This window comes from Pseudomonas sp. NBRC 111124 (assembly GCF_001320245.1).
GTDB lineage: Bacteria > Pseudomonadota > Gammaproteobacteria > Pseudomonadales > Pseudomonadaceae > Aquipseudomonas.
Window position 1 is genome coordinate 60,074 of the sequence record NZ_BCBA01000047.1, and the last position, 18,337, is coordinate 78,410.

Sequence of the window (18,337 nt, forward strand, 5' to 3'; positions counted from 1 at the left end):
GCGACCTCACCTTGGAATCAGGAACATGCCAAGCGTCAGTCAGGCCTCTCACGGCCGTCCCGAACATGATCAACAGAGCGTTAAACAGCAGTGGCTGGCGATACTCTCCGTCGCCGTGGGTGCCTTCGCCCTGGTGACCAGCGAGTTTCTGCCGGTGGGCGTGCTCAACGACGTTGCCAGCGACCTGGGCATCAGCGCCGGCCACGCCGGGCTGATGGTCACCCTGCCCGGCATCATGGCCGCCCTCGCCGCGCCGCTGCTGTCGGTGGGCATCGGCGCCATGGACCGGCGCTTCCTGCTGATCGGCCTGACGCTGATCATGATCATCGCCAACTCGGTGGTGGCCTACGCCAGCGACTTCAGCCTGCTGCTGTTCGGCCGCGTGCTGCTGGGCATCAGCATCGGTGGCTTCTGGGCCACCGCCATTGCCCTCAGCGGCCGCCTGGCGCCCAAGGGCGTGAGCGTGGCCCGGGCCACCTCGATCATCATGGCCGGTGTGACCCTGGCCACGGTGCTGGGCGTGCCCGTTGGGACCTGGCTGAGCGGCCTGCTGGGCTGGCGCATGACCTTCCTGGTCACCGCATTGGTCGGCGTACCGGTACTGCTGGCGCAGTTGTTCCTACTGCCGCGGCTCAACCCGGACAAGGCCATTCACATCCGTGACCTGCCGGCGCTGTTCATCAACCCGCAAGCCCGGGTTGGCCTGATCGCCGTATTGCTGATCGGCCTGGCGCACTTTGCCGCGTACACCTATGTGGCGCCGTTCTTCAAGCAGAGCTCCGGCTTCGACGGGTCGACCATCGGCTCACTGCTACTGCTCTACGGCGTGGCCGGGGTGATCGGCAACCTGTTCGCCGGCTACGCCGCCAACCAGAGCGTGCGCCACACACTGATGCTGGTGGCGGTGATGATCGGCGTCAGCACCGCGCTGTTCCCCTACTTCGCCACCGGCTTGACCGGCGCGGCGATGCTGATCGCGCTCTGGGGCTTCGCCTTTGGCGCGTTTCCGGCCTGCTCCAGCATCTGGATGTTCGTGGTGGCGCCCAAGGATGTTGAACGTGGCATGCCGCTGTTCGTGGCGATGTTCCAGGTGATTATCGCGCTGGGGTCGTTTTTTGGTGGGCGTATCGTCGACCAGATGGGCAGCTCGGTGCTGTTGAGCCTGGCTACGGCTCTGGTGGGCTGCGGGTTTGTCACAGTGCTGGTGCTCGGGCGGAACGTCAGCAACAGCCTGGCGACGCAGGCTGGCTGAGGGGAAGATCGTTCGTGATGGGTCGTAGGCTTCACCTTGCGGGTGGCCGCTAACGACCCAAAGCTGCCCTTCGCCATAGGGATCAGATGAGCAAGAGGATGTATTGCAATATGGGCAGCGGTCATCATTACACTACGATTTCCAGCCTGATTCCCAGCCCACTTGCGGTGTGACCATGACGCGACGGTTAAATGTAAGGCTCGCCTGCAGCAACGATATCGAAAGCTTGGTTGATCTCGATGCAATCGCCCACCGGGAGCCCAAGCGCCGGGCATTCATTGCACAAGCAGTGACTGCCAGCCAATGCTGGGTCGCAGTGGAGGCTCACGACGCAGCAAGTTTACTGGGATATGGCGTCGTTGATTTTTCGTTCTTTGGCCAAGCCTTCATCCCGCTCATCATGGTCAGGGACTCGCAGCGCCGCAGCGGTGTCGGCTCGGCAATACTAAGAGCCCTGGAGTTCCAGTGCGGGGCCGTAAAGCTTTTCACCTCGACGAATGCCTCCAATGAACCGATGCAAAAACTGCTTGGCAAACTCGGCTACATCCAAAGTGGCTATGTCGAAAATCTGGATGACGGCGACCCGGAGCTCATTTTCGTCAAGCGCCAGCCCGCCAGGCCAGCGGCAAGGTAGGCGTTGCCCCCGGCATCAAGCCACTTCACCCCGCCCACCCGCGCGCCAGAGATCGTAAGCCGCCATTAAGCTGCAACAATCAGCCTATCGAGATGCCCAAGTACATCACGTAGCTACTGCGATTCGATTCGACTCCCCTGTATCCTTGCGCTATGCCAGGAATGGCTAACTGCCATGGCCTTCAGCCAATGATCGCCAGCGTCGAAATCGGGATTTCTCTCAGGTACTAACGTGAAGCGCGACATCCACCTCGTTGTCCTTTTGCTATCGGTCATTGGTTGCTCACTCGCTTCGTTGACGCTATGGAAAGTCATGGCTTCTCGTGAACGCGCACTGGAAGACATCAACACCCATGGCCTGAACCTCACCCAGGCACTTTCCACCTACTCCGAAGGTATCGTGCGGCAAAGTTCGCTGATCCTGCTCGGCCTGGTGGAGCGCCTGGAAACCGAAGGCAGTGGGCCGGCACAGATCCTAAGGCTGAGCCAGCTGATCGACCGGCAACAGCCGCTGATGCCACAATTGAGCGGCATTACCGTCTACGCCCGGGACGGACGCTGGCTGATGTCGTCCAATCGCCCCATCCCGGCCGGTGCCAACAGCAGCGATCGGGCGTACTTCATCCATCACCGCGACGACCCTTCGCGCGAGTCGTTCATCGGCCTGCCCATCCGCAGCCGCGCCAACCAGGAATGGGTGATTACCATCAGTCGTCGCTTCAACGATGCCAAGGGCGAATTCGCCGGCGTGGTGGCGGTGACGCTGGGGATCGAGAACTTCCTGCACCTGTTCGGTCAGATCGACGTCGGCCGTGAGGGCGCCATCGGGCTGTCCTATACCGACGGCGCATTGCTGGTGCGCTACCCGTTTCGCGAGCAGGACATGGGGCGCAACTTCTCCCAGTCGCCGATCTACACCAAGTACCTGATCGACAAGTCGGTCGGCACCGCCTCGTTCACGTCCAGCCTGGACGGCGTCGAGCGCCTATATGCGTTTCGCAAGAGTGACCAGCTGCCGCTGGTGACCACCGTTGCCCTGGGGCAGCGTGAAGCACTGGCAGCCTGGCGGCTGGAGGCGCAACTGTCGCTGCTGGTGGTATGCGCGCTACTGGGCCTGACCGGCACCATCGGCTGGCTGCTGATCCGCGCCATGTGTCGGCGCAGCCTGGCAGAGGGTGACCTGAGGGTGGCCCAGCAACAGCTGCTCGACAGCAACCAGCAGCTCGAACGCCTGGCGATGCACGACGCACTGACCGGGTTGGCCAACCGCCGCAGTTTCGATCAGGCCCTGGCCCAGGAGGCTGGAAGGGCACAGCGCAGTGCAGGCACCTTGAGCCTGCTGATGATCGATATCGACCACTTCAAGCGTTACAACGACGCCTATGGCCATCCGGCCGGTGATGCCTGCCTGCACCGGGTGGCCAAGCGGCTATCGGCCTGCGTGCGTCGCCCTCCCGATCTGCTGGCCCGTTATGGCGGCGAGGAGCTGGCCGCGATCCTGCCCGGTACCGACATTGCCGGCGCGGCCATTGTCGCTCAGGCAATGCTCGATTGCCTGAGCAAGGAACCCATCGCCCACCAGGACAGCCCGTTTGCCCAGGTGACCGTGAGCATTGGCATCGCCTGCGCGACGGGTGATGAACTGAAGAGCGGCCAAGCCCTGCTCGCGCGCGCCGACCAGGCGCTCTATCGGGCCAAGGGCGCAGGGCGCAACTGTTTGCATATCGGCTGAAACCTGCAGTCAGGCCATCGGCGATTGCAAATCCGGACTAAGGTTGCTTAGCGCCTTCAGGAGACTGCACATTGGCCATAAGCGCTGACACCACCGATCATCATGCCGAGCAGCCGCAAGCTGCGGCGCAGAACGTGCTGCTGCTGGCCTGTGGCACAGGCAACCGTCTGGCATTCGAGGCACTGTACCGCACCACCTCGGCCAAGTTGTTCGGCATCTGCCTTCATTACCTGAACAACCGCGCCGAGGCAGAAGAAGTCCTTCAGGACATCTACACCAGTGTTTGGCTCAAGGCCGCAAGCTTCGATCCGGCGCTATCGAGTGCCGGCACCTGGATGGCTTCGATTGCCCGACACAAGGCAATCGACAGACGCCGTTCCCGGCACATCCACGAACCTCTCGAAACCCTCGCGCAGTGGCCCACGCAGGATTCGGTAGCGGACAGCGTCGAGCGGGATCACCAAGGCAGTGCGCTGGAACGCTGCCTTGCAACACTTGAGGAAGACCAGCAGCGATCCATTCGTGTGGCATTTTTCGAAGGCTATTCCTACGCTGAACTGGCTGAACGTCACAGCGTCCCCCTCGGGACCGTGAAAAGCTGGATTCGCCGTGGGCTCCTCAGACTGCGTGTGTGCCTTGGCCTATGAACGAACACGAACTTCCCCCGGGCGATGATCGCGATCTTCTGATCGCCGAGTACGTACTGGGCGTGCTGGGCCGCGAAGCCTGCGAAGAGGTGGAGGCGCTGGCCGCACGCGACCCAGCCGTGCAAGCGGCGGTGGCTGCGTGGCAGCGTCAGTTCGAAGGCTGGCTGAGTCAGGTTCCTGAAGCCACTCCACCTGAGCACACTTGGCAGCGGATCGAGGCGCAAGTATTCCCGAATGAACCTTTGATGCGCCCACCCCGCCGTAGCGGGTGGAACTCTGTCGACTTATGGCGCTGGACCACTGCGGCCCTGGCTGCGAGCTTGATCGTCGCCCTCATTACCCTTGGCATGCCCGAGCACAGCGTAACGACAACACTGCTCGCCCGCCTTGAGCAGCGTGACGGTGATGTCCTGTTCACCGTAACGGTCCAACCTGGCAACCGCGCCGTGCTGTTCGTACCCACACGTGCCTCGTACTGGAAGGACCTCAGCGCCCAGGCCTGGTTGATCGGCAAGGATGGCCAACCGCACTCGCTAGGGCTGCTTCGGGCGAATGCGGCCTCAGGCCTGGCCATTCCACCGGAACTGGCTGCATCACTTGGCGAGGGTGCAGTGCTAGCCGTATCGCTCGAGCCTGAAAACGGCTCGCCTACGGGCCTGCCCACCGGCCCCGTCATCGCTCAAGGAAAAATATCGTCGCTGTGATGCATCCGTTCGCCGGGCTGCTCCGTATATTCCTCACCTTCATTCGAAGGGTCGAAGAATCGAGGAGATGCATCATGCCCAGCTTTGCTCAACGCCTCGCAACAACCTGCCTGGTCGCCTTATGCCTTGTGGCATCCAATGGCTTTTCCGCAAACCTGCCACTGGTGGGCGGCGCACCGATGTACCCGGACAAGACCATCGTTGAAAATGCGGCCAACTCCAAGGATCACACGACACTGGTGGCAGCAGTCAAAGCCGCCGGCCTGGTGGATACCCTCAACGGCAAAGGCCCGTTCACCGTCTTCGCGCCCACCAACGAAGCCTTTGCCAAGCTCCCGTCAGGCACGGTGGACACCTTGGTAAAACCTGAACACAAGGCCGACCTCACGAAGATCCTGACCTACCACGTGGTAGCCGGTACTCATACGGCGAAGCAACTCATGGACGAGGTCAAGATGCATGGCGGCAAAGCCACGCTGACCACCGTCCAGGGTGAGCCGCTTACCGTAATGATGCATGGCAGCAAACTCTGGTTGATGGACGCCAAGGGAGGCAAGGCAGCGGTTACCCTCGTCGATGTGATGCAGTCCAACGGCGTGATCCACGTCATTGATACCGTGCTGATGCCCAAATAGCTTGGCCGACTTGCGACGGCCTGGGTTGGGCCGTCGCAAGCAAAGCACCTGGCTATGCAGATACATCACGCGCGGCTCAACCTGCACAACCTGCCCGAGGCCAACGAAGGCGTGACACGGCACGCCATTGAATCGTCCCGATGAGTCATATTGATGCCTTTCGTTCTTCAGGCTAATACTAAGGTATCTGCCTGGGGAGGCACGAATCATGCAATCAAGATTTGTTATCGTTCCCGCTGTGCCAATCGAAAAAGAATCCTTTCAGTCGGGATCTCGTTTCTATTCCGCTACCGTTTCAGGTGGCTTCGACATTTACGACAACCAGGAAAAATTACGGCTCAAGCCAAGCTACCCGACCAAGTCGCTGGCAGAAGCCGCGCGCTTGAAGCTCAATAGCGAATGCCGTAATCCAGACGAGCGTTTCCCCTTCTTGCGGGTGGAATGCACCGGCACCGAGACGTAAGGCTTCAAGCCTTTCTGACGACCTGCAGCGGCTTGACGCCCGGTAGACCAAGCCCGGCCAACGCCTGGCGCAACTGATCGGGGTCGATAAAGCGCAAGGCTTGCATGCCCTGCGCTTTCGCCGCATCCACGTTCTTCTGCACGTCATCGATGAACAGCGTGCGCGACGGGTCGAGCCCGTATCGACGAAGCAACAACTGGAAAATCTCCGGTTCGGGCTTCATCAGGTTTTCCTGGCCCGACACCAGTATCCCTTCGAACTTATCGAGGAAGCCGAAACGCTGCTCGGCATAGTGGAAAGTCTCTGCCGACCAGTTGGTCAGGGCAATCAGCCGCACGCCAGCAGCGTGCAGTTCATCCAGCACCTGAACCGTGCCCTCCAGTGCGCCGGCGAGCATTTCCTCCCAGCGTTCGCGATAGGCCCTGATGTTCGACGCGTGCGCCGGGTGCTCGGCAATGGCCTCATCGATCGCGGCCGCCCATGAGCGGCCGCGGTCCTGGCGCTCGTTCCAGGCTGTGTTGCAGACGTTGGCCAGAAACGCCTCCATCGCCGCCTCGTCATCCACGAAGATCTTGCGGAACAGGTGCCGTGGGTTCCAGTCGACCAGCACACCGCCAAGGTCGAACACCACCGCTTCGATAGCGTTGACACGTTTATGCATACATCGACTCCTCGCGGGTTGAGCCTGAATGACGTCAGGCAAAATGCCGAAGTGCGCTGTCATCCCATTCATGGCCCGCGTGCGACCAGCCATTGTCCATCGGCAGCGGGAACCCGGTGCGACAATGCCCCTGCTTGGCTTCGAAGTCGAAGACCGCATGGGGGTAGTCGTTGATCAGCAGCAGCGCCTTGCGGTGGTCCTCGGACCAGGCAATCTTGACCTGCGAGGGCTTGTCCCGATCGGAGACGTCTTCCACGTCGTAGATGTGCAGCGCATTCTGGATCGGGTTGCCGCTGTTTGAAGTATCCAGGGCGTAGAAATAGCCGGTTTCCTCATCGTCCTCGAACACCACGACGTAGGAACCTTCCCCGGCCGGCGCCTCGAGCACCAGGCCGTCCCCAACCAGCAATTCGTTCTGCGCAGCAAGATAGGCAGGCATGTTGGCATTCCTCTTCCTTGGTCTGGGAGACCGATCATGCCCAGCAACGGATGCCGGCTGCAAGCGAATCCGGACCGGGCCATAGCCTTGGGCAACACCACAGGCTGATACTTTGCATCAACGCCGATAAGCCACTGGCACACTCAGCCGATGGAGATTGCATGCCAGTGTGAATAAATCCGGCAACTTAACGCTGATAAAACTTCCTTCAATCCAGTATCGGCTTGAGCAACGCCTGCGCTTCATGCAGCGTCGCCAGGTAGCGCAGGCGCATCTCGTCGATGCTCAACCGCGACGCATGGGTGGTGATCGTCAAGGTCGCCTTCAGCTGGCCGCTGCGGTCGAGCAACGGCACGCCCAGCACCCGCATGCCGATTTCGTATTCCTGGTCGACGATGCTGTAGCCCTGCGCCCTCACCCGCTGCAACTCCGCCTCCAGCAGCGCCCTGTCGGTCTGGGTGTAAGGCGTCAGCGCATGCAGCGGGTTGCGTGTGAAGTACTCCCCGCGCTGCCCCTCCTCCAGCCACGCCAGCCACACCCTGCCACTGGCCGTGCAGTACATCGGCACCCGTGACCCGGGGCGGATCGAAAACGACGCAATGTGGCTGTAGCGGCTGCGCACCAGGTGAATGATCTCGTCCCCATCACGACTGCCTACCGACACATGTTCCTGGGTTTGCCGCGCCACCTGCTCGACGATCGGCCGCAGCATGCGCGGCAACTGCGCCGAATCGACATAGGCCTGGCCGATGCGCAAGGCCTTGGGCGTCAGCCAGTAATGGCGGTTGTCGGTTTCGGCAAAGCCCTCATGCACCAGCGTCAGCAGAAAGCGCCGTGCGGCGCTGGGGGTCAGGCCGGACAGCCTGGCCGCCTGGCGCACGCTGAGGCGTGGTTGCTCGGCATTGAACAGCTGCATCAGCGCCAGGCCTTTCTGCAGGCCGGCGATCAGGTCGCGGGGGTGAATCTCGGGCTGGGACATGAGTTCGGCTCGTGGAAAAGGGCAATTAATGCGATTACCGAAAGATGGCTGCGATTATCGCATCAAATGCCTGATAAGCGCGTTGTTGATGAAAACGCCTGGCTGCAAGCTTGCCTCCACAACAACAGTCATAACGGAGGTCAGCATGATCCGAGGTTCAACCGAACTGGTCGCCATTGTCGGTTCACCCATCGCCCAGGTGAAATCCCCGGAGAACTTCAACACCTGGTTCGCCAACAACGCCTGCGACCTGGCAATGATTCCCATCGACCTGCAGGAAACGGCGCTGGGAGCCTTTGTCGAAAACCTGCGCGGCTGGCGCAACCTGCGCGGCTGCGTGGTCACCGTGCCGTACAAGCAGGTCCTGGCCACGCGCCTTGACGGGCTCAGCGAGCGCGCCAAGGCACTGGGCTCGGTCAACGTGATCCGCCGCGAGCCCGACGGCCGCCTGCTGGGCGACAACGTCGATGGCGCAGGCTTCCTTGGCGCCGCCCGCCTGCAAGGCTTCGTGGCCAGTGGCAAGCGTGCGCTGGTGGTCGGCTGCGGCGGGGTCGGCAGTGCCATTGCCTATGCACTGGGTGAGGCCGGGCTTGGCCAGATTACCCTCAGCGACCCCAGCGCCGAACGCGTCGGTGCGCTGGGCGAAGTACTTGGTAAGGCCTTTGCGGAACTGGAAATCGCCACACAGTACCGCTCGCTGGAGGACTTCGACCTGGTGGTCAACGCCTCCCCCGTCGGCATGGGCAACAACGGGGAACTGCCTTTGCCAAGCACACTGCTGGAGACCCTGAAAACCACCACGCTGGTGGCCGATGTGGTCACTTCGCCGGAAATCACCCCGCTGCTGCACCAGGCGCGTGAACGCGGCTGCGCAATCCAGACCGGTGTGCAGATGGCTTTCGCTCAACTGGGCCACCTCGGCGCCTTCATGGGCGTCACGCCGCTGGAGATCTAAAATCATGAGCACTAGCGAACAAGCGGTGTTCGACCTGGTCGTCCTCGGCAGCGGTGCCGGGGGCTTCGCCACCGCAGCCACGGCAGCCCGCCGCGGGCTGAAAGTGCTGGTGGTGGAAAAGGCCGAGCGTTTCGGCGGCACCTCGGCGATTTCCGGCGGTGCGGTGTGGATCTACGGCAGCGATCAGGCCCGTGCGGCTGGGGCCAAGGACTCCCCCGAGGCCATGCGCACTTACCTGAGGACGATCATCGGCAAGGGTTACAACCCGGCGCTGGTGGACGCCTTCATCGAGCAGGGCCACCAGGCCCTGCGCTGGCTGGAGCACAACACCGAACTGCGCTATGCCCTGCGCCCGCATTCGCCGGACTACTACCCCGACGAACCCGGTGCCACCGAGTTCGGCCGCGCCCTGGAAATGGTCGAGTACGACGGCCGCCAGTTGGGTTCGCGCTTCGAGGACCTGAAGATGCCACCGCCGGGCATGCTGCTGTTTGGCGGCATGATGGTGAACCGCGTGGACATCCAGCACTTCCTCAACCTGCGCCGCTCGCCAGCCTCGCTGTGGCATTGCCTGAAGCTGATGGCACGGTATGCGCGGGACCGCCTGCAGCACCCGCGGGGGACCCGCCTGACCACCGGCAACGCGCTGATCGCGCGCCTGGCCAGCAGCGCCTTTGCCCACGGCACAGAACTGTGGCTGCGCAGCGAAGCACAAGCGCTGATCGTCGAACGCGGCGTGGTAACCGGCGTTATTGTGCAGCGTGAAGGCCGACGGATACGGGTGCAGGCGCACGGTGGCGTGGTCTGCGCCATGGGTGGTTTTGCCGCCGGGCAGCTGGCTGCCCGCAATCGCCCGCACGCCGCAGGGCCACACCTGAGCATGTCGCCGCCCACCAACGACGGCGCTGCCCTGCGCCTTGGCGAGGCGGTGGCGGCGGCCCAGGGCGAGGGCCTTGCAGCCAATTTCTTCTGGGCGCCGGTGTCCGAACTGCGCCACGCCAATGGCGAGCGCGAGCGCTTCCCGCATCTGGTCACCGACCGCGCCAAGCCGGGTGTGATCGCGGTCGACCCGACCGGGCGGCGCTTCGTCAACGAATCCAACTCCTACCACCACTTCGTGCAGACCATGTTCACCAACGGTATCGGCCATTGCTGGCTGATCTGCGACGCCGAAGCGATGAACCGCTATGGCCTGGGCCTGGCGCGGCCAAAGCCGGTGGACAACTCTGCGCTGATCGCCGCCGGCTACCTGCTGCGCGCCGACAGCGTGCCGGCCCTGGCGACGGCCATGGGGGTCGATTCGCAAGCCTTGCAGCAAACGCTGGCGCACTTCAACGCCGACGCTTGCAACGGCATCGACCGCGAGTTCGGCAAAGGCGGCAACAGCTACAACCGCTACATGGGCGACCCCCAGCACCAACCCAACCCGTGCCTGGCAGCGCTGACCAAGGCGCCGTTCTACGCCATCCGCATCCAAACCGGAGACCTTGGCTCGGCACGCGGCCTGGTGACCGACGCCAAGGCCAACGTGCTGAACCGCAGCGGCGCGCCGATTGCCGGGTTATATGCCGTGGGCAACGACATGAACTCGATGATGAACGGCACCTACCCAGGCCCGGGCATCACCCTGGGCCCTGCCCTCACCTTCGGCTGGATCGCTGCCAGTCATATCGCCGAGCGCCTGCAGGCGCCCGCCACCCACCAGGAGACCACCGCATGTACTACGAACTGCGAACCTACACCCTCGACCCGCTGAAGATGGCCGACTGGCTGGCGCTGTACCAAAGCCATGCACTGGAGGTGCAAACCGAGCACCTGGGCAAGCTGGTGGGCTTCTTCACCAGCGAATTCGGCGAGGTGAACCATGTCGTGCACCTGTGGGCCTACGCCAGCCTCGACGAGCGCATGGCGCGCCGCGCCGCGATGGCTGCAGACCCACGTTGGGCGGAGTTCTCGCGGCGCAATCGGGAACTGGGGGCGGTGCTGCAGTTGCACTCGCGACTGCTGCGGCCCACGGGCTTTTCACCGCTGCAATAAACGGCCCCTTCAATAATCCGAGCGGAATACCAGCATGCAACCCCTCGCGTGTGACGTACTTGTCATCGGCTCTGGCGCCTCGGGCCTGGCGGCCGCCGTTACTGCCGCGCATCATGGCCTGAAGGTGATCGTCGCGGAAAAGGCCAGCCAGCTTGGCGGCACCAGTGCCTGGTCGGGGGGCTGGCTGTGGATTCCGCGTAACCCGCTGGCCATCGCCGAAGGCATCATTGAAACCGACGATGCAGCCGAACGCTACCTGCGCGCCCAGACCCACGCTACCGAACTGGACACACGCCAGCGCGCCTTCCTGCGCCATGGCCCGGAGATGGTGGCGTTCTTCCAGCAACACACCGCCGTACAGTTCCAGTCGGGCAGCAAGATGCCCGACATGCGTGAAGGCGACGGCAGCGCGCGTGGCGGGCGCTCGCTGTGCGCGCTGCCGTTCGACGGTCGCTTGCTCGGCCCGTGGCTGCACATGCTGCGCCCGCCACTGGACATCGTCAGCCTGGCGGGCATGGGCATCGCCGGTGGCGCCGACATGGCCGCCTTCTTCAATGCGCGCCAATCGCCGAAAGCCGCCCTGCATGTCGGCAAGCGCTTGCTGCGCCATGGCCGCGACCTGCTGCTGCACCGCCGCGGCCTGCACTTGGTCAACGGCAATGCCCTGGTCGCGCGCCTGTTGCGCAGCGCCCTCGACCTCGGCGTAACAGTGCTCACCCACAAAGCAGCCACCCGCTTGCTCGGCGACGGGCGCATCGACGGTGCGCGGTTCGCCGATGGCCAGGTGGTGCGGGCACGCCGTGGCGTGGTCCTGGCCTGTGGCGGCTTTGCCCATGATCGCCAGCGCATTGCCGAGCTGATACCCCACGCGCCCGATGGCACGCAACATCACTCGGCCGCGCCGCCTGAAAATAGCGGCGATGGCTTGCGCCTGGGCGAACAGGTCGGTGCCCAGGTCGGCGCGCTGGATCAGGCAGGCGCCTGGGCGCCAGTTTCCCGCGTGCCTCGGCGCGACGGCAGCGTTGGCCACTTCCCGCACCTGATCGACCGCGCCAAGCCGGGTTTTATTGCCGTGCGCCGCGATGGCCGACGCTTCGTCAACGAAGCCGACTGCTACCACGACTTCATGAACGCGCTGTTCGCCGCCACACCAGCGGGCGAAGCGCACGAGGCCTGGTTGATCTGCGACCATGCTGCACAACGCCGCTACGGCATCGGTTGGGCCAAGCCGTTCCCATTCCCGACCGGCTTCTATCAGCGCTGCGGTTACCTGTTGAGCGGCCAGTCCCTGGCAGCACTGGCGCAGCGCTGCGGGATCGATGCCGAACAGCTGCAGCGCACCGTGGCCGACTTCAATCGGCACGCCGCCAACGGCGAAGACCCGGCCTTCCAGCGCGGCAGCTCGGCTTACAACAAGGCCCAAGGCGAGTCGCTGCACGAACCTAACCCCTCCTTGCGGCCCTTGCTGCACGGCCCTTTCCATGCAGTGAAACTGCTGCCCGGCAGCCTTGGCACCTTCGCCGGCCTGCACACCGATGCTGCCGCACGCGTGCTCGATCACGCACAACAGCCAATACCCGGCCTGTTCGCGGTCGGCAACGACATGCACAGCGTGATGGCCGGGCATTACCCTAGCGGTGGGATCACCCTGGGGCCGGGCATGACGTTCGGCTATCTGGCCGGCAAGGCGCTGAGCGCTCCGTAAGCGTGGCGCTATCGTTCGATTATCGAACAGTAGCCCCTCCAGCGAATTGACGGTCGCCGATTCACTGCTCACCATGCAACGGCCTTGCGTGTAGCCCCTGCCTGGGGCCAGGTCACGTTCGAGAAAAAGCCGTTCATTACAATTTCAAGAAACGACCAGACTATGAACCACTCCAAGCTCACTACCGCCAGCCCACGGCTGCCCTCCGCCGGTATCGGCGACAAGATCCGTGACGCCTTCGCCGTCGGCAAGACCCGTTGGGGCATGCTCGCCCTGGTCTTCTTCGCCACCACCCTGAACTACATCGACCGCGCCGCACTCGGCATCATGCAGCCCGAACTGGCCAAGGCCATGAGCTGGACGGCGATGGACTACGCCAACATCAACTTCTGGTTCCAGGTCGGCTACGCCGTCGGCTTCGTGCTGCAAGGCCGGTTGATCGACAAGGTCGGCGTCAAGCGCGCCTTCTTTGCCGCCGTGCTGCTGTGGAGCCTGGCCACCGGCGCCCACGGCCTGGCCACCTCGGCGGCTGGCTTCATGGTCTGCCGCTTCATCCTCGGCCTGACCGAAGCGGCCAACTACCCGGCCTGCGTGAAGACCGTGCGCCTGTGGTTCCCTGCCGGCGAGCGTGCCATCGCCACCGGCCTGTTCAACGCCGGCACCAACGTCGGCGCCATGGTCACCCCGGCCCTGCTGCCGCTGATCCTCACCGTCTGGGGCTGGCAGGCCGCGTTCATCGCCATGGGCTGCCTGGGCCTGGTCTGGCTGGTGTTTTGGGGCTTGAAGTACTTCAACCCGGAAGAGCACCCAAGTGTGCGCCAGAGCGAGCTCGACTACATCCAGCAGGACGTCGAGCCGCCGGTGGCGCGCCTGCCCTTCAGCCGCATCCTTGGCATGCGGGGCACCTGGGCGTTTGCCGTGGCCTACGCGATCACCGCGCCGGTGTTCTGGTTCTACCTGTACTGGCTGCCGCCGTTTCTCAACCAGCAGTACAACCTGGGCATCAGCGTGACCCAGATGGGCATCCCGCTGATGCTGATCTGGCTGACCGCCGACTTCGGCAGCATCGGTGGCGGCATCCTCTCCTCGTGGCTGATCGGCCGTGGCGTGCGCGCTACCACCGCGCGCCTGGTATCGATGCTGGTCTTCGCCTGCACCATGGTCAGCGTGACCTTCGCCGCCCATGCCAGCGGGCTGTGGATCGCGGTGCTGGCCATCGCCCTGGCGGTCGGCGCGCACCAGGCCTGGACGGCGAACATCTGGAGCTTGGTGATGGACTACACGCCCAAGCACCTGATCAGCACGGTCTTCGGCTTCGCCAGCATGTGCGCGGCGATTGGCGGCATGTTCATGACGCAGATCGTCGGCAGCGTGCTGATGGCGACGAACAACAACTATGCCGTGCTGTTCACCATGATCCCGGCCATGTACTTCCTGGCGTTGGTCTGGATGTACTTCATGGCGCCGCGCAAGATCGAAGCCTGATAAGCGCGGATTCCAGTTACCTCGATGGGGCCCTGACGGGCCCTTTTTTATGCCCGCCCGGTGGGCCTGTGCTGACCTCATCGCCGGCAAGCCGACCACGAAAGCAGTAGGTCGCGTCTGACCCGTATCGACCCATGGCAATCAATCACATCTGTCCGCCCAAGGTTATCTCCCTTCAAGGACGTACTTGGGATCAGACTCCGAGGCGTGCCTACTCGACGATGCTCCCGATTCAATCTGCCCTCGCACCCAGTCGACGAACGCCCGTATAGGCGGTTGCCCCAGCTTTTCCTTGCGGGCAACCAGGTAGTAAGCAAACCGCGAAGGCCATGGTCGGTCCACAGCCACCACCAGCCTGCCATGACGTATGTCTTCTTCGGCGTGCTGTGCCTGTACAAGCGCAATGCCCTGACTACTGACCGCCGCGCGCAACAACAGTAGATCTTCGTCAAAACTGGGGCCTCGGCGGCTACGGAGGTCGGGCTCGACGCCGTGGGCCTGCAGCCACAACGTCCAATCGGCGCGATCGGCGTCCTGCAACAGCGGGTAATGCAGGCAATCCTGCGGCTCATCCAGCGCTGGGCCGCAGGCCAGCAAGCCAGGGCTGGCAACTGGCAGCAATACGGGGGCGAATAGCGGTATCGACTCCACTCCAGGGTAATCACCCAAACCATGGCGTAGAGCAATGTCGACCGGGTCACGGTGCAGGTCGGCAAGTTCGGCTGTGGACTGCACGCGTACGTCGATATCAGGGTGCAGCGCGTTGAAATCAGCCAGGCGTGGTACCAGCCAACTGGAAGCGAACGAAGATTGGGTGCTGATATTAAGAGAATTGGCACGGGTCAGCACTTCTAGATCGAGTAGAGCGCTTTCGATTTGACCAAAGCCACGTGATAGCCCTGGGTAAAGACTTTCACCTGCCTCGGTGAGCTGCACGCCATAACGGTTTCGAGTCAGGAGGGTGACACCAAGACGGTCCTCCAGCAGGCGAATCTGCTGGCTGATAGCACCCGGCGTAACGCCCATGCGCTCGGCGGCGGACTTAAGGCTGCCTAGCCGAGTGGTTTCTGTGAAGGCGCGCAGCGCGAGCAAAGGCAAAACGGCACCCATTTAAAACCAACCTTAGAAAAACTGAAGTCATGACCAGGAATGATCGTTAGTTGGCCCGTAAAAGAGGATTTAGCATGGCCACCCTGCAAACCTACCATGGATCAGTTTTACTAAGGTGAACACATGCAAGATCCGGCACTTGTGCTTTACACCGACAGTTCCCCTAACGGTTTCAAGATCACCATTGCTCTTGAAGAGTTGGAACTGCCTTATCGCCTCGTCCATGTGAACATCGCTCTGGGCGAGCATCGGCAGGCTGACTTTTTGGCACTCAACCCAGCAGGGCGGATTCCGGTATTGGTCGATCACGAAGCGGGCATCGTGCTGTTCGAGTCGGCAGCGATTCTGTTGTACCTGGCGCAATACAGCGGCCAACTGCTCGAACAGGCCACGCAGCCGCGCTGGGAGGCGATTACCTGGTTGATGTACCACAGCGCGAGCATGGGCCCTTTGCTGGGGCAGCGTGTGCACTTCGAATGCTTCGAGGCCACACCTGATCTTGTCGCGCAAAAGCGGTATCGCACCCTTACTGAAGATGCCTTCGCCCTTCTCGACCAACAGCTTGCCACACGTGAATGGCTGGCCGGCGAAGCTTATTCGATTGCAGACATTGCCAGCTTCGCCTGGCTACACGTTGCCGCGATCGTGGGTTTCGACTTCAGCGTCTACGAGAACCTCCGTCGCTGGTACCGCCAAGTCGAGCAGCGCCCGGCTGTACAGCGCGGCATTCGTATTCCCGCTCCGGCCACTGGCCCTTGACCAAGGACTGTCCATGACGCTCAACAACATCAAAGGCGCAAGCGCTGATGCCTTCGCTCTGCATCCAGGTTACCGCCGCATGTTTGCCCAGGGTCAATTGACCCTGGGAATTTACCTGCCACTTCGCTTCTATGACGGTGACATGGGTGTGCTTAACGGACAGGCGCGACTGGTCAGCGAAGTCGACCACCTGGGTTTCGCCGCCGTGTGGGTACGTGATGTGCCCTTGTACGATCCGGCTTTCGGCGACGCAGGTCAGGTTTTCGATCCTTTCACCTACCTGGCCTACCTGACAGCCCATACACGCACCATCGCACTGGCAACCGGAAGTGCGATCTTCGCTCTGCGCCACCCCATCGACCTGGCCAAAGCTGCGGCCACTCTCGACTGCCTGTCAGGTGGCCGTCTGGTGTTGGGTATTGCCTCAGGCGACCGCCCTGTAGAGTTTCCCGCCTATGGCCTGGCCCATGACGAACGCGGGGAGCGTTTCGTGCAAAGCGTGGACTATTTCCGTCAGTTGCTGACAGACAGTTGCTTGCCAGTCGATACGCCGTTGGGGCAGTTGGAGAGGGCCCACCTGCTCCCCAAGCCCGTCACGGGACGTATCCCGTTGTTGGTGACCGGCTCATCACGTCAATCCATGCAGTGGCTCGGCGAGCAAGCCGATGGCTGGATTACATACCCCGACACCACCCACAATGCACTCGGTCCTCGGCGGCTCGCCGAAAAAATCCGAGGCTGGAGAGCGGCCATTCCTGGAGGCGGCTTCCGCCCTCATGTCACCAATGAATGGATCGATCTCGATGAAAACCCAGACTTCCCGCGGACACCGCTACAGGGCGGCTATGTATTGCGCACAGGCCGCAACGGATTGATCGAGCTGCTGCATGAGTGGCGCGAGGCAGGCGTCAACCACGCGGCGCTTGGCATTCAGATGGCACAGCGCCCAGCGCAGGAGGTCATCCGGGAGCTGGCGGAAGAAGTGCTGCCACTCTTTCCATCGTTAGCTGGGCCAGAGCCCCATGCGCAAAACTGGTAGCGGGTAATGGTGGTTGCCCGTTTCAACGGAACGCGAAGCCGCCTACGCTAGTGTCCGCTATGGGTCGGAAACAGACACAGGCTGTCCTTGCGCTGCGCCCGATGAAACGCCTCCTCGTGCCTAGTTCGCAGGCACGAGGATCACGAAGTTCTTTTTCATGTCCTCAAGCACGGTCCATTTGCCCTTGGCGCCCGGTTCGATAATGAACGTGTCGCCAGCGCCCAGTGTGACGGGGGCGCAACCCTCGAGCTCGATAACGCAGCGCCCACTCAGGACATGGCAGAACTCCCAGACCTTGTAGTCGATGCGCCACGCCCCGGTGCTGGCTTCCCATTCACCGGAAATGCGCCCTTGCTGTTCATCGTGATAATACTTGGAAGTCAGCGTATGCGGGGTACCTTCCACGACTTCTCCAAAAAAGGGCAGGTCGCGCACCGGTTGGATATCCAGTTCGCGGAACACGGTCAGTTGCTTGCTCATGGTTTTCTCTCGAGTACGTTGTGGCCAGGGCGATACATCAAATAGGCTTCACCGGTTACGCCCAGCATCGGGTGTGCAACGATCTGGCAGGTTTTAACAATCTGAAAGCCGTGACGTTCGTAGAAGCGGCGTGCACCGTGGTTTTCGGCATAATCGATCAGGCATAGCCCATTCAGGCCAGCGTCATCAGCGCGCTGCTGGGCGTGTCGGAGAAACTCGACGCCCAGCCCCTGGCTGCGCCAGGCCTCATCCAGTGCCAGGCTGGATATGTACAAGGTGTCGGGTATTTCCAGGTCGGAGTAAGGCGCGAGGACCGGGTCTGTTTCGGCAGGCCGGTCAGGGATCTCGCGCAAGGCGTAGCTGTGCATCATGCCGATGACGCGCCCCTCGAAAATGGCCATCAGGCAGTTCTTGTAGGAGAAGTCGCCCTGCTCCCTGGCATAGCGAGATGCACCGACACTCAGCAATGCTTCGCCAGGCGCGGCAAGCTTGCTCCAGATGTAATCGGCCATGCCCTCCGATGTCAGTTGAAAGAAGCGCGCAATATCGTGCGCGTCCGACGCTTGAGCGGGTCTGAAGTCGATAGGCATGTACAGTGCTCTGTTGGGACCAGGTGGCAGGG

The 18,337-nt window shown here is 62.5% G+C and carries 20 protein-coding genes; 14 read left to right on the top strand and 6 right to left on the bottom strand.

Annotated features, from left to right (window positions below; translation table 11 throughout):
- The first annotated feature begins 25 nt into the window (after window positions 1-25).
- From APH28_RS19025 to APH28_RS28205, 7 genes are all read left to right on the top strand, one after another.
- Window positions 26-1,252: an MFS transporter gene (locus APH28_RS19025; RefSeq protein WP_060512060.1), complete on the top strand. Its 1,227-nt coding sequence runs from the start codon at window positions 26-28 to the stop codon at window positions 1,250-1,252.
- A 226-nt stretch (window positions 1,253-1,478) separates the two neighbouring features.
- Entirely contained in the window at window positions 1,479-1,886 is a 408-nt protein-coding gene (locus APH28_RS19030; protein WP_256250020.1) for an N-acetyltransferase, read from the top strand.
- Window positions 1,887-2,117: 231 nt separating this feature from the next.
- The gene (locus tag APH28_RS19035) at window positions 2,118-3,617 is read left to right on the top strand and encodes a sensor domain-containing diguanylate cyclase (RefSeq protein WP_082432340.1); all 1,500 of its coding nucleotides are present in this window, start codon (window positions 2,118-2,120) and stop codon (window positions 3,615-3,617) included.
- A 71-nt stretch (window positions 3,618-3,688) separates the two neighbouring features.
- On the top strand, window positions 3,689-4,264 hold the full coding sequence (locus APH28_RS19040) for a sigma-70 family RNA polymerase sigma factor (RefSeq protein ID WP_218186521.1): 576 nt from the start codon (window positions 3,689-3,691) through the stop codon (window positions 4,262-4,264).
- The gene (locus tag APH28_RS19045; protein ID WP_060512062.1) at window positions 4,261-4,968 is read left to right on the top strand and encodes an anti-sigma factor domain-containing protein; all 708 of its coding nucleotides are present in this window, start codon (window positions 4,261-4,263) and stop codon (window positions 4,966-4,968) included. Before APH28_RS19040 ends, APH28_RS19045 begins: the two co-directional genes overlap by 4 nt.
- Window positions 4,969-5,042: 74 nt before the next feature.
- Window positions 5,043-5,603, top strand: coding sequence for a fasciclin domain-containing protein (locus APH28_RS19050; RefSeq protein ID WP_060512064.1), 561 nt, complete (start codon window positions 5,043-5,045; stop codon window positions 5,601-5,603).
- 208 nt (window positions 5,604-5,811) lie between these two features.
- On the top strand, window positions 5,812-6,066 hold the full coding sequence (locus tag APH28_RS28205; RefSeq protein WP_082432341.1) for a hypothetical protein: 255 nt from the start codon (window positions 5,812-5,814) through the stop codon (window positions 6,064-6,066).
- Between the two features lie 4 nt (window positions 6,067-6,070).
- On the opposite strand, the gene APH28_RS19055 is transcribed toward APH28_RS28205, so the two are convergent.
- The 3 genes from APH28_RS19055 to APH28_RS19065 form a co-directional block, all read right to left on the bottom strand.
- Window positions 6,071-6,727, bottom strand: a complete 657-nt coding sequence (locus tag APH28_RS19055) for an HAD family phosphatase (protein WP_060512066.1) — start codon at window positions 6,725-6,727, stop codon at window positions 6,071-6,073.
- A gap of 34 nt (window positions 6,728-6,761) precedes the next feature.
- A complete protein-coding gene (locus APH28_RS19060) occupies window positions 6,762-7,166 on the bottom strand; it encodes a DUF2251 domain-containing protein (RefSeq protein WP_060512068.1) in 405 nt (134 codons plus the stop codon).
- Window positions 7,167-7,374: 208 nt separating this feature from the next.
- Window positions 7,375-8,145, bottom strand: a complete 771-nt coding sequence (locus APH28_RS19065) for an IclR family transcriptional regulator C-terminal domain-containing protein (RefSeq protein WP_060512070.1) — start codon at window positions 8,143-8,145, stop codon at window positions 7,375-7,377.
- A gap of 145 nt (window positions 8,146-8,290) precedes the next feature.
- On the opposite strand from APH28_RS19065, the gene APH28_RS19070 reads away from it, so the two are divergent.
- The 5 genes from APH28_RS19070 (at window position 8,291) to APH28_RS19090 (ending at window position 14,327) form a co-directional block, all read left to right on the top strand.
- The gene (locus tag APH28_RS19070; protein ID WP_060512072.1) at window positions 8,291-9,100 is read left to right on the top strand and encodes a shikimate dehydrogenase; all 810 of its coding nucleotides are present in this window, start codon (window positions 8,291-8,293) and stop codon (window positions 9,098-9,100) included.
- Between the two features lie 4 nt (window positions 9,101-9,104).
- Entirely contained in the window at window positions 9,105-10,856 is a 1,752-nt protein-coding gene (locus tag APH28_RS19075; RefSeq protein WP_060512074.1) for an FAD-dependent oxidoreductase, read from the top strand.
- The gene (locus APH28_RS19080; protein ID WP_060512076.1) at window positions 10,817-11,137 is read left to right on the top strand and encodes an NIPSNAP family protein; all 321 of its coding nucleotides are present in this window, start codon (window positions 10,817-10,819) and stop codon (window positions 11,135-11,137) included. The genes APH28_RS19075 and APH28_RS19080 overlap by 40 nt, the downstream gene beginning before the upstream one ends.
- 34 nt (window positions 11,138-11,171) lie before the next feature.
- Window positions 11,172-12,842 (top strand): FAD-dependent oxidoreductase, encoded by a 1,671-nt coding sequence (locus APH28_RS19085; protein WP_060512078.1) that lies wholly within the window; start codon window positions 11,172-11,174, stop codon window positions 12,840-12,842.
- Window positions 12,843-13,004: 162 nt separating this feature from the next.
- On the top strand, window positions 13,005-14,327 hold the full coding sequence (locus APH28_RS19090) for an MFS transporter (protein ID WP_060512080.1): 1,323 nt from the start codon (window positions 13,005-13,007) through the stop codon (window positions 14,325-14,327).
- Window positions 14,328-14,492: 165 nt separating this feature from the next.
- On the opposite strand, the gene APH28_RS19095 is transcribed toward APH28_RS19090, so the two are convergent.
- Window positions 14,493-15,437 carry a LysR substrate-binding domain-containing protein gene (locus tag APH28_RS19095; protein ID WP_060512082.1) on the bottom strand — a complete coding sequence of 315 codons (945 nt, stop codon included), beginning with the start codon at window positions 15,435-15,437 and terminating at the stop codon, window positions 14,493-14,495.
- A gap of 123 nt (window positions 15,438-15,560) precedes the next feature.
- Between APH28_RS19095 and APH28_RS19100 the strand changes: the two genes are divergently transcribed.
- Both APH28_RS19100 and APH28_RS19105 read left to right on the top strand, forming a co-directional pair.
- On the top strand, window positions 15,561-16,196 hold the full coding sequence (locus tag APH28_RS19100) for a glutathione S-transferase family protein (protein ID WP_060512084.1): 636 nt from the start codon (window positions 15,561-15,563) through the stop codon (window positions 16,194-16,196).
- A 13-nt stretch (window positions 16,197-16,209) separates the two neighbouring features.
- Window positions 16,210-17,235, top strand: a complete 1,026-nt coding sequence (locus APH28_RS19105) for an LLM class oxidoreductase (protein WP_060512086.1) — start codon at window positions 16,210-16,212, stop codon at window positions 17,233-17,235.
- Window positions 17,236-17,355: 120 nt separating this feature from the next.
- On the opposite strand, the gene APH28_RS19110 is transcribed toward APH28_RS19105, so the two are convergent.
- Complete coding sequence (locus tag APH28_RS19110) at window positions 17,356-17,715, bottom strand: cupin domain-containing protein (RefSeq protein WP_060512088.1); 360 nt, start codon at window positions 17,713-17,715, stop codon at window positions 17,356-17,358.
- Window positions 17,712-18,305 (bottom strand): GNAT family N-acetyltransferase, encoded by a 594-nt coding sequence (locus APH28_RS19115; protein WP_060512090.1) that lies wholly within the window; start codon window positions 18,303-18,305, stop codon window positions 17,712-17,714. The genes APH28_RS19110 and APH28_RS19115 overlap by 4 nt, the downstream gene beginning before the upstream one ends.
- Window positions 18,306-18,337 lie beyond the last annotated feature (32 nt).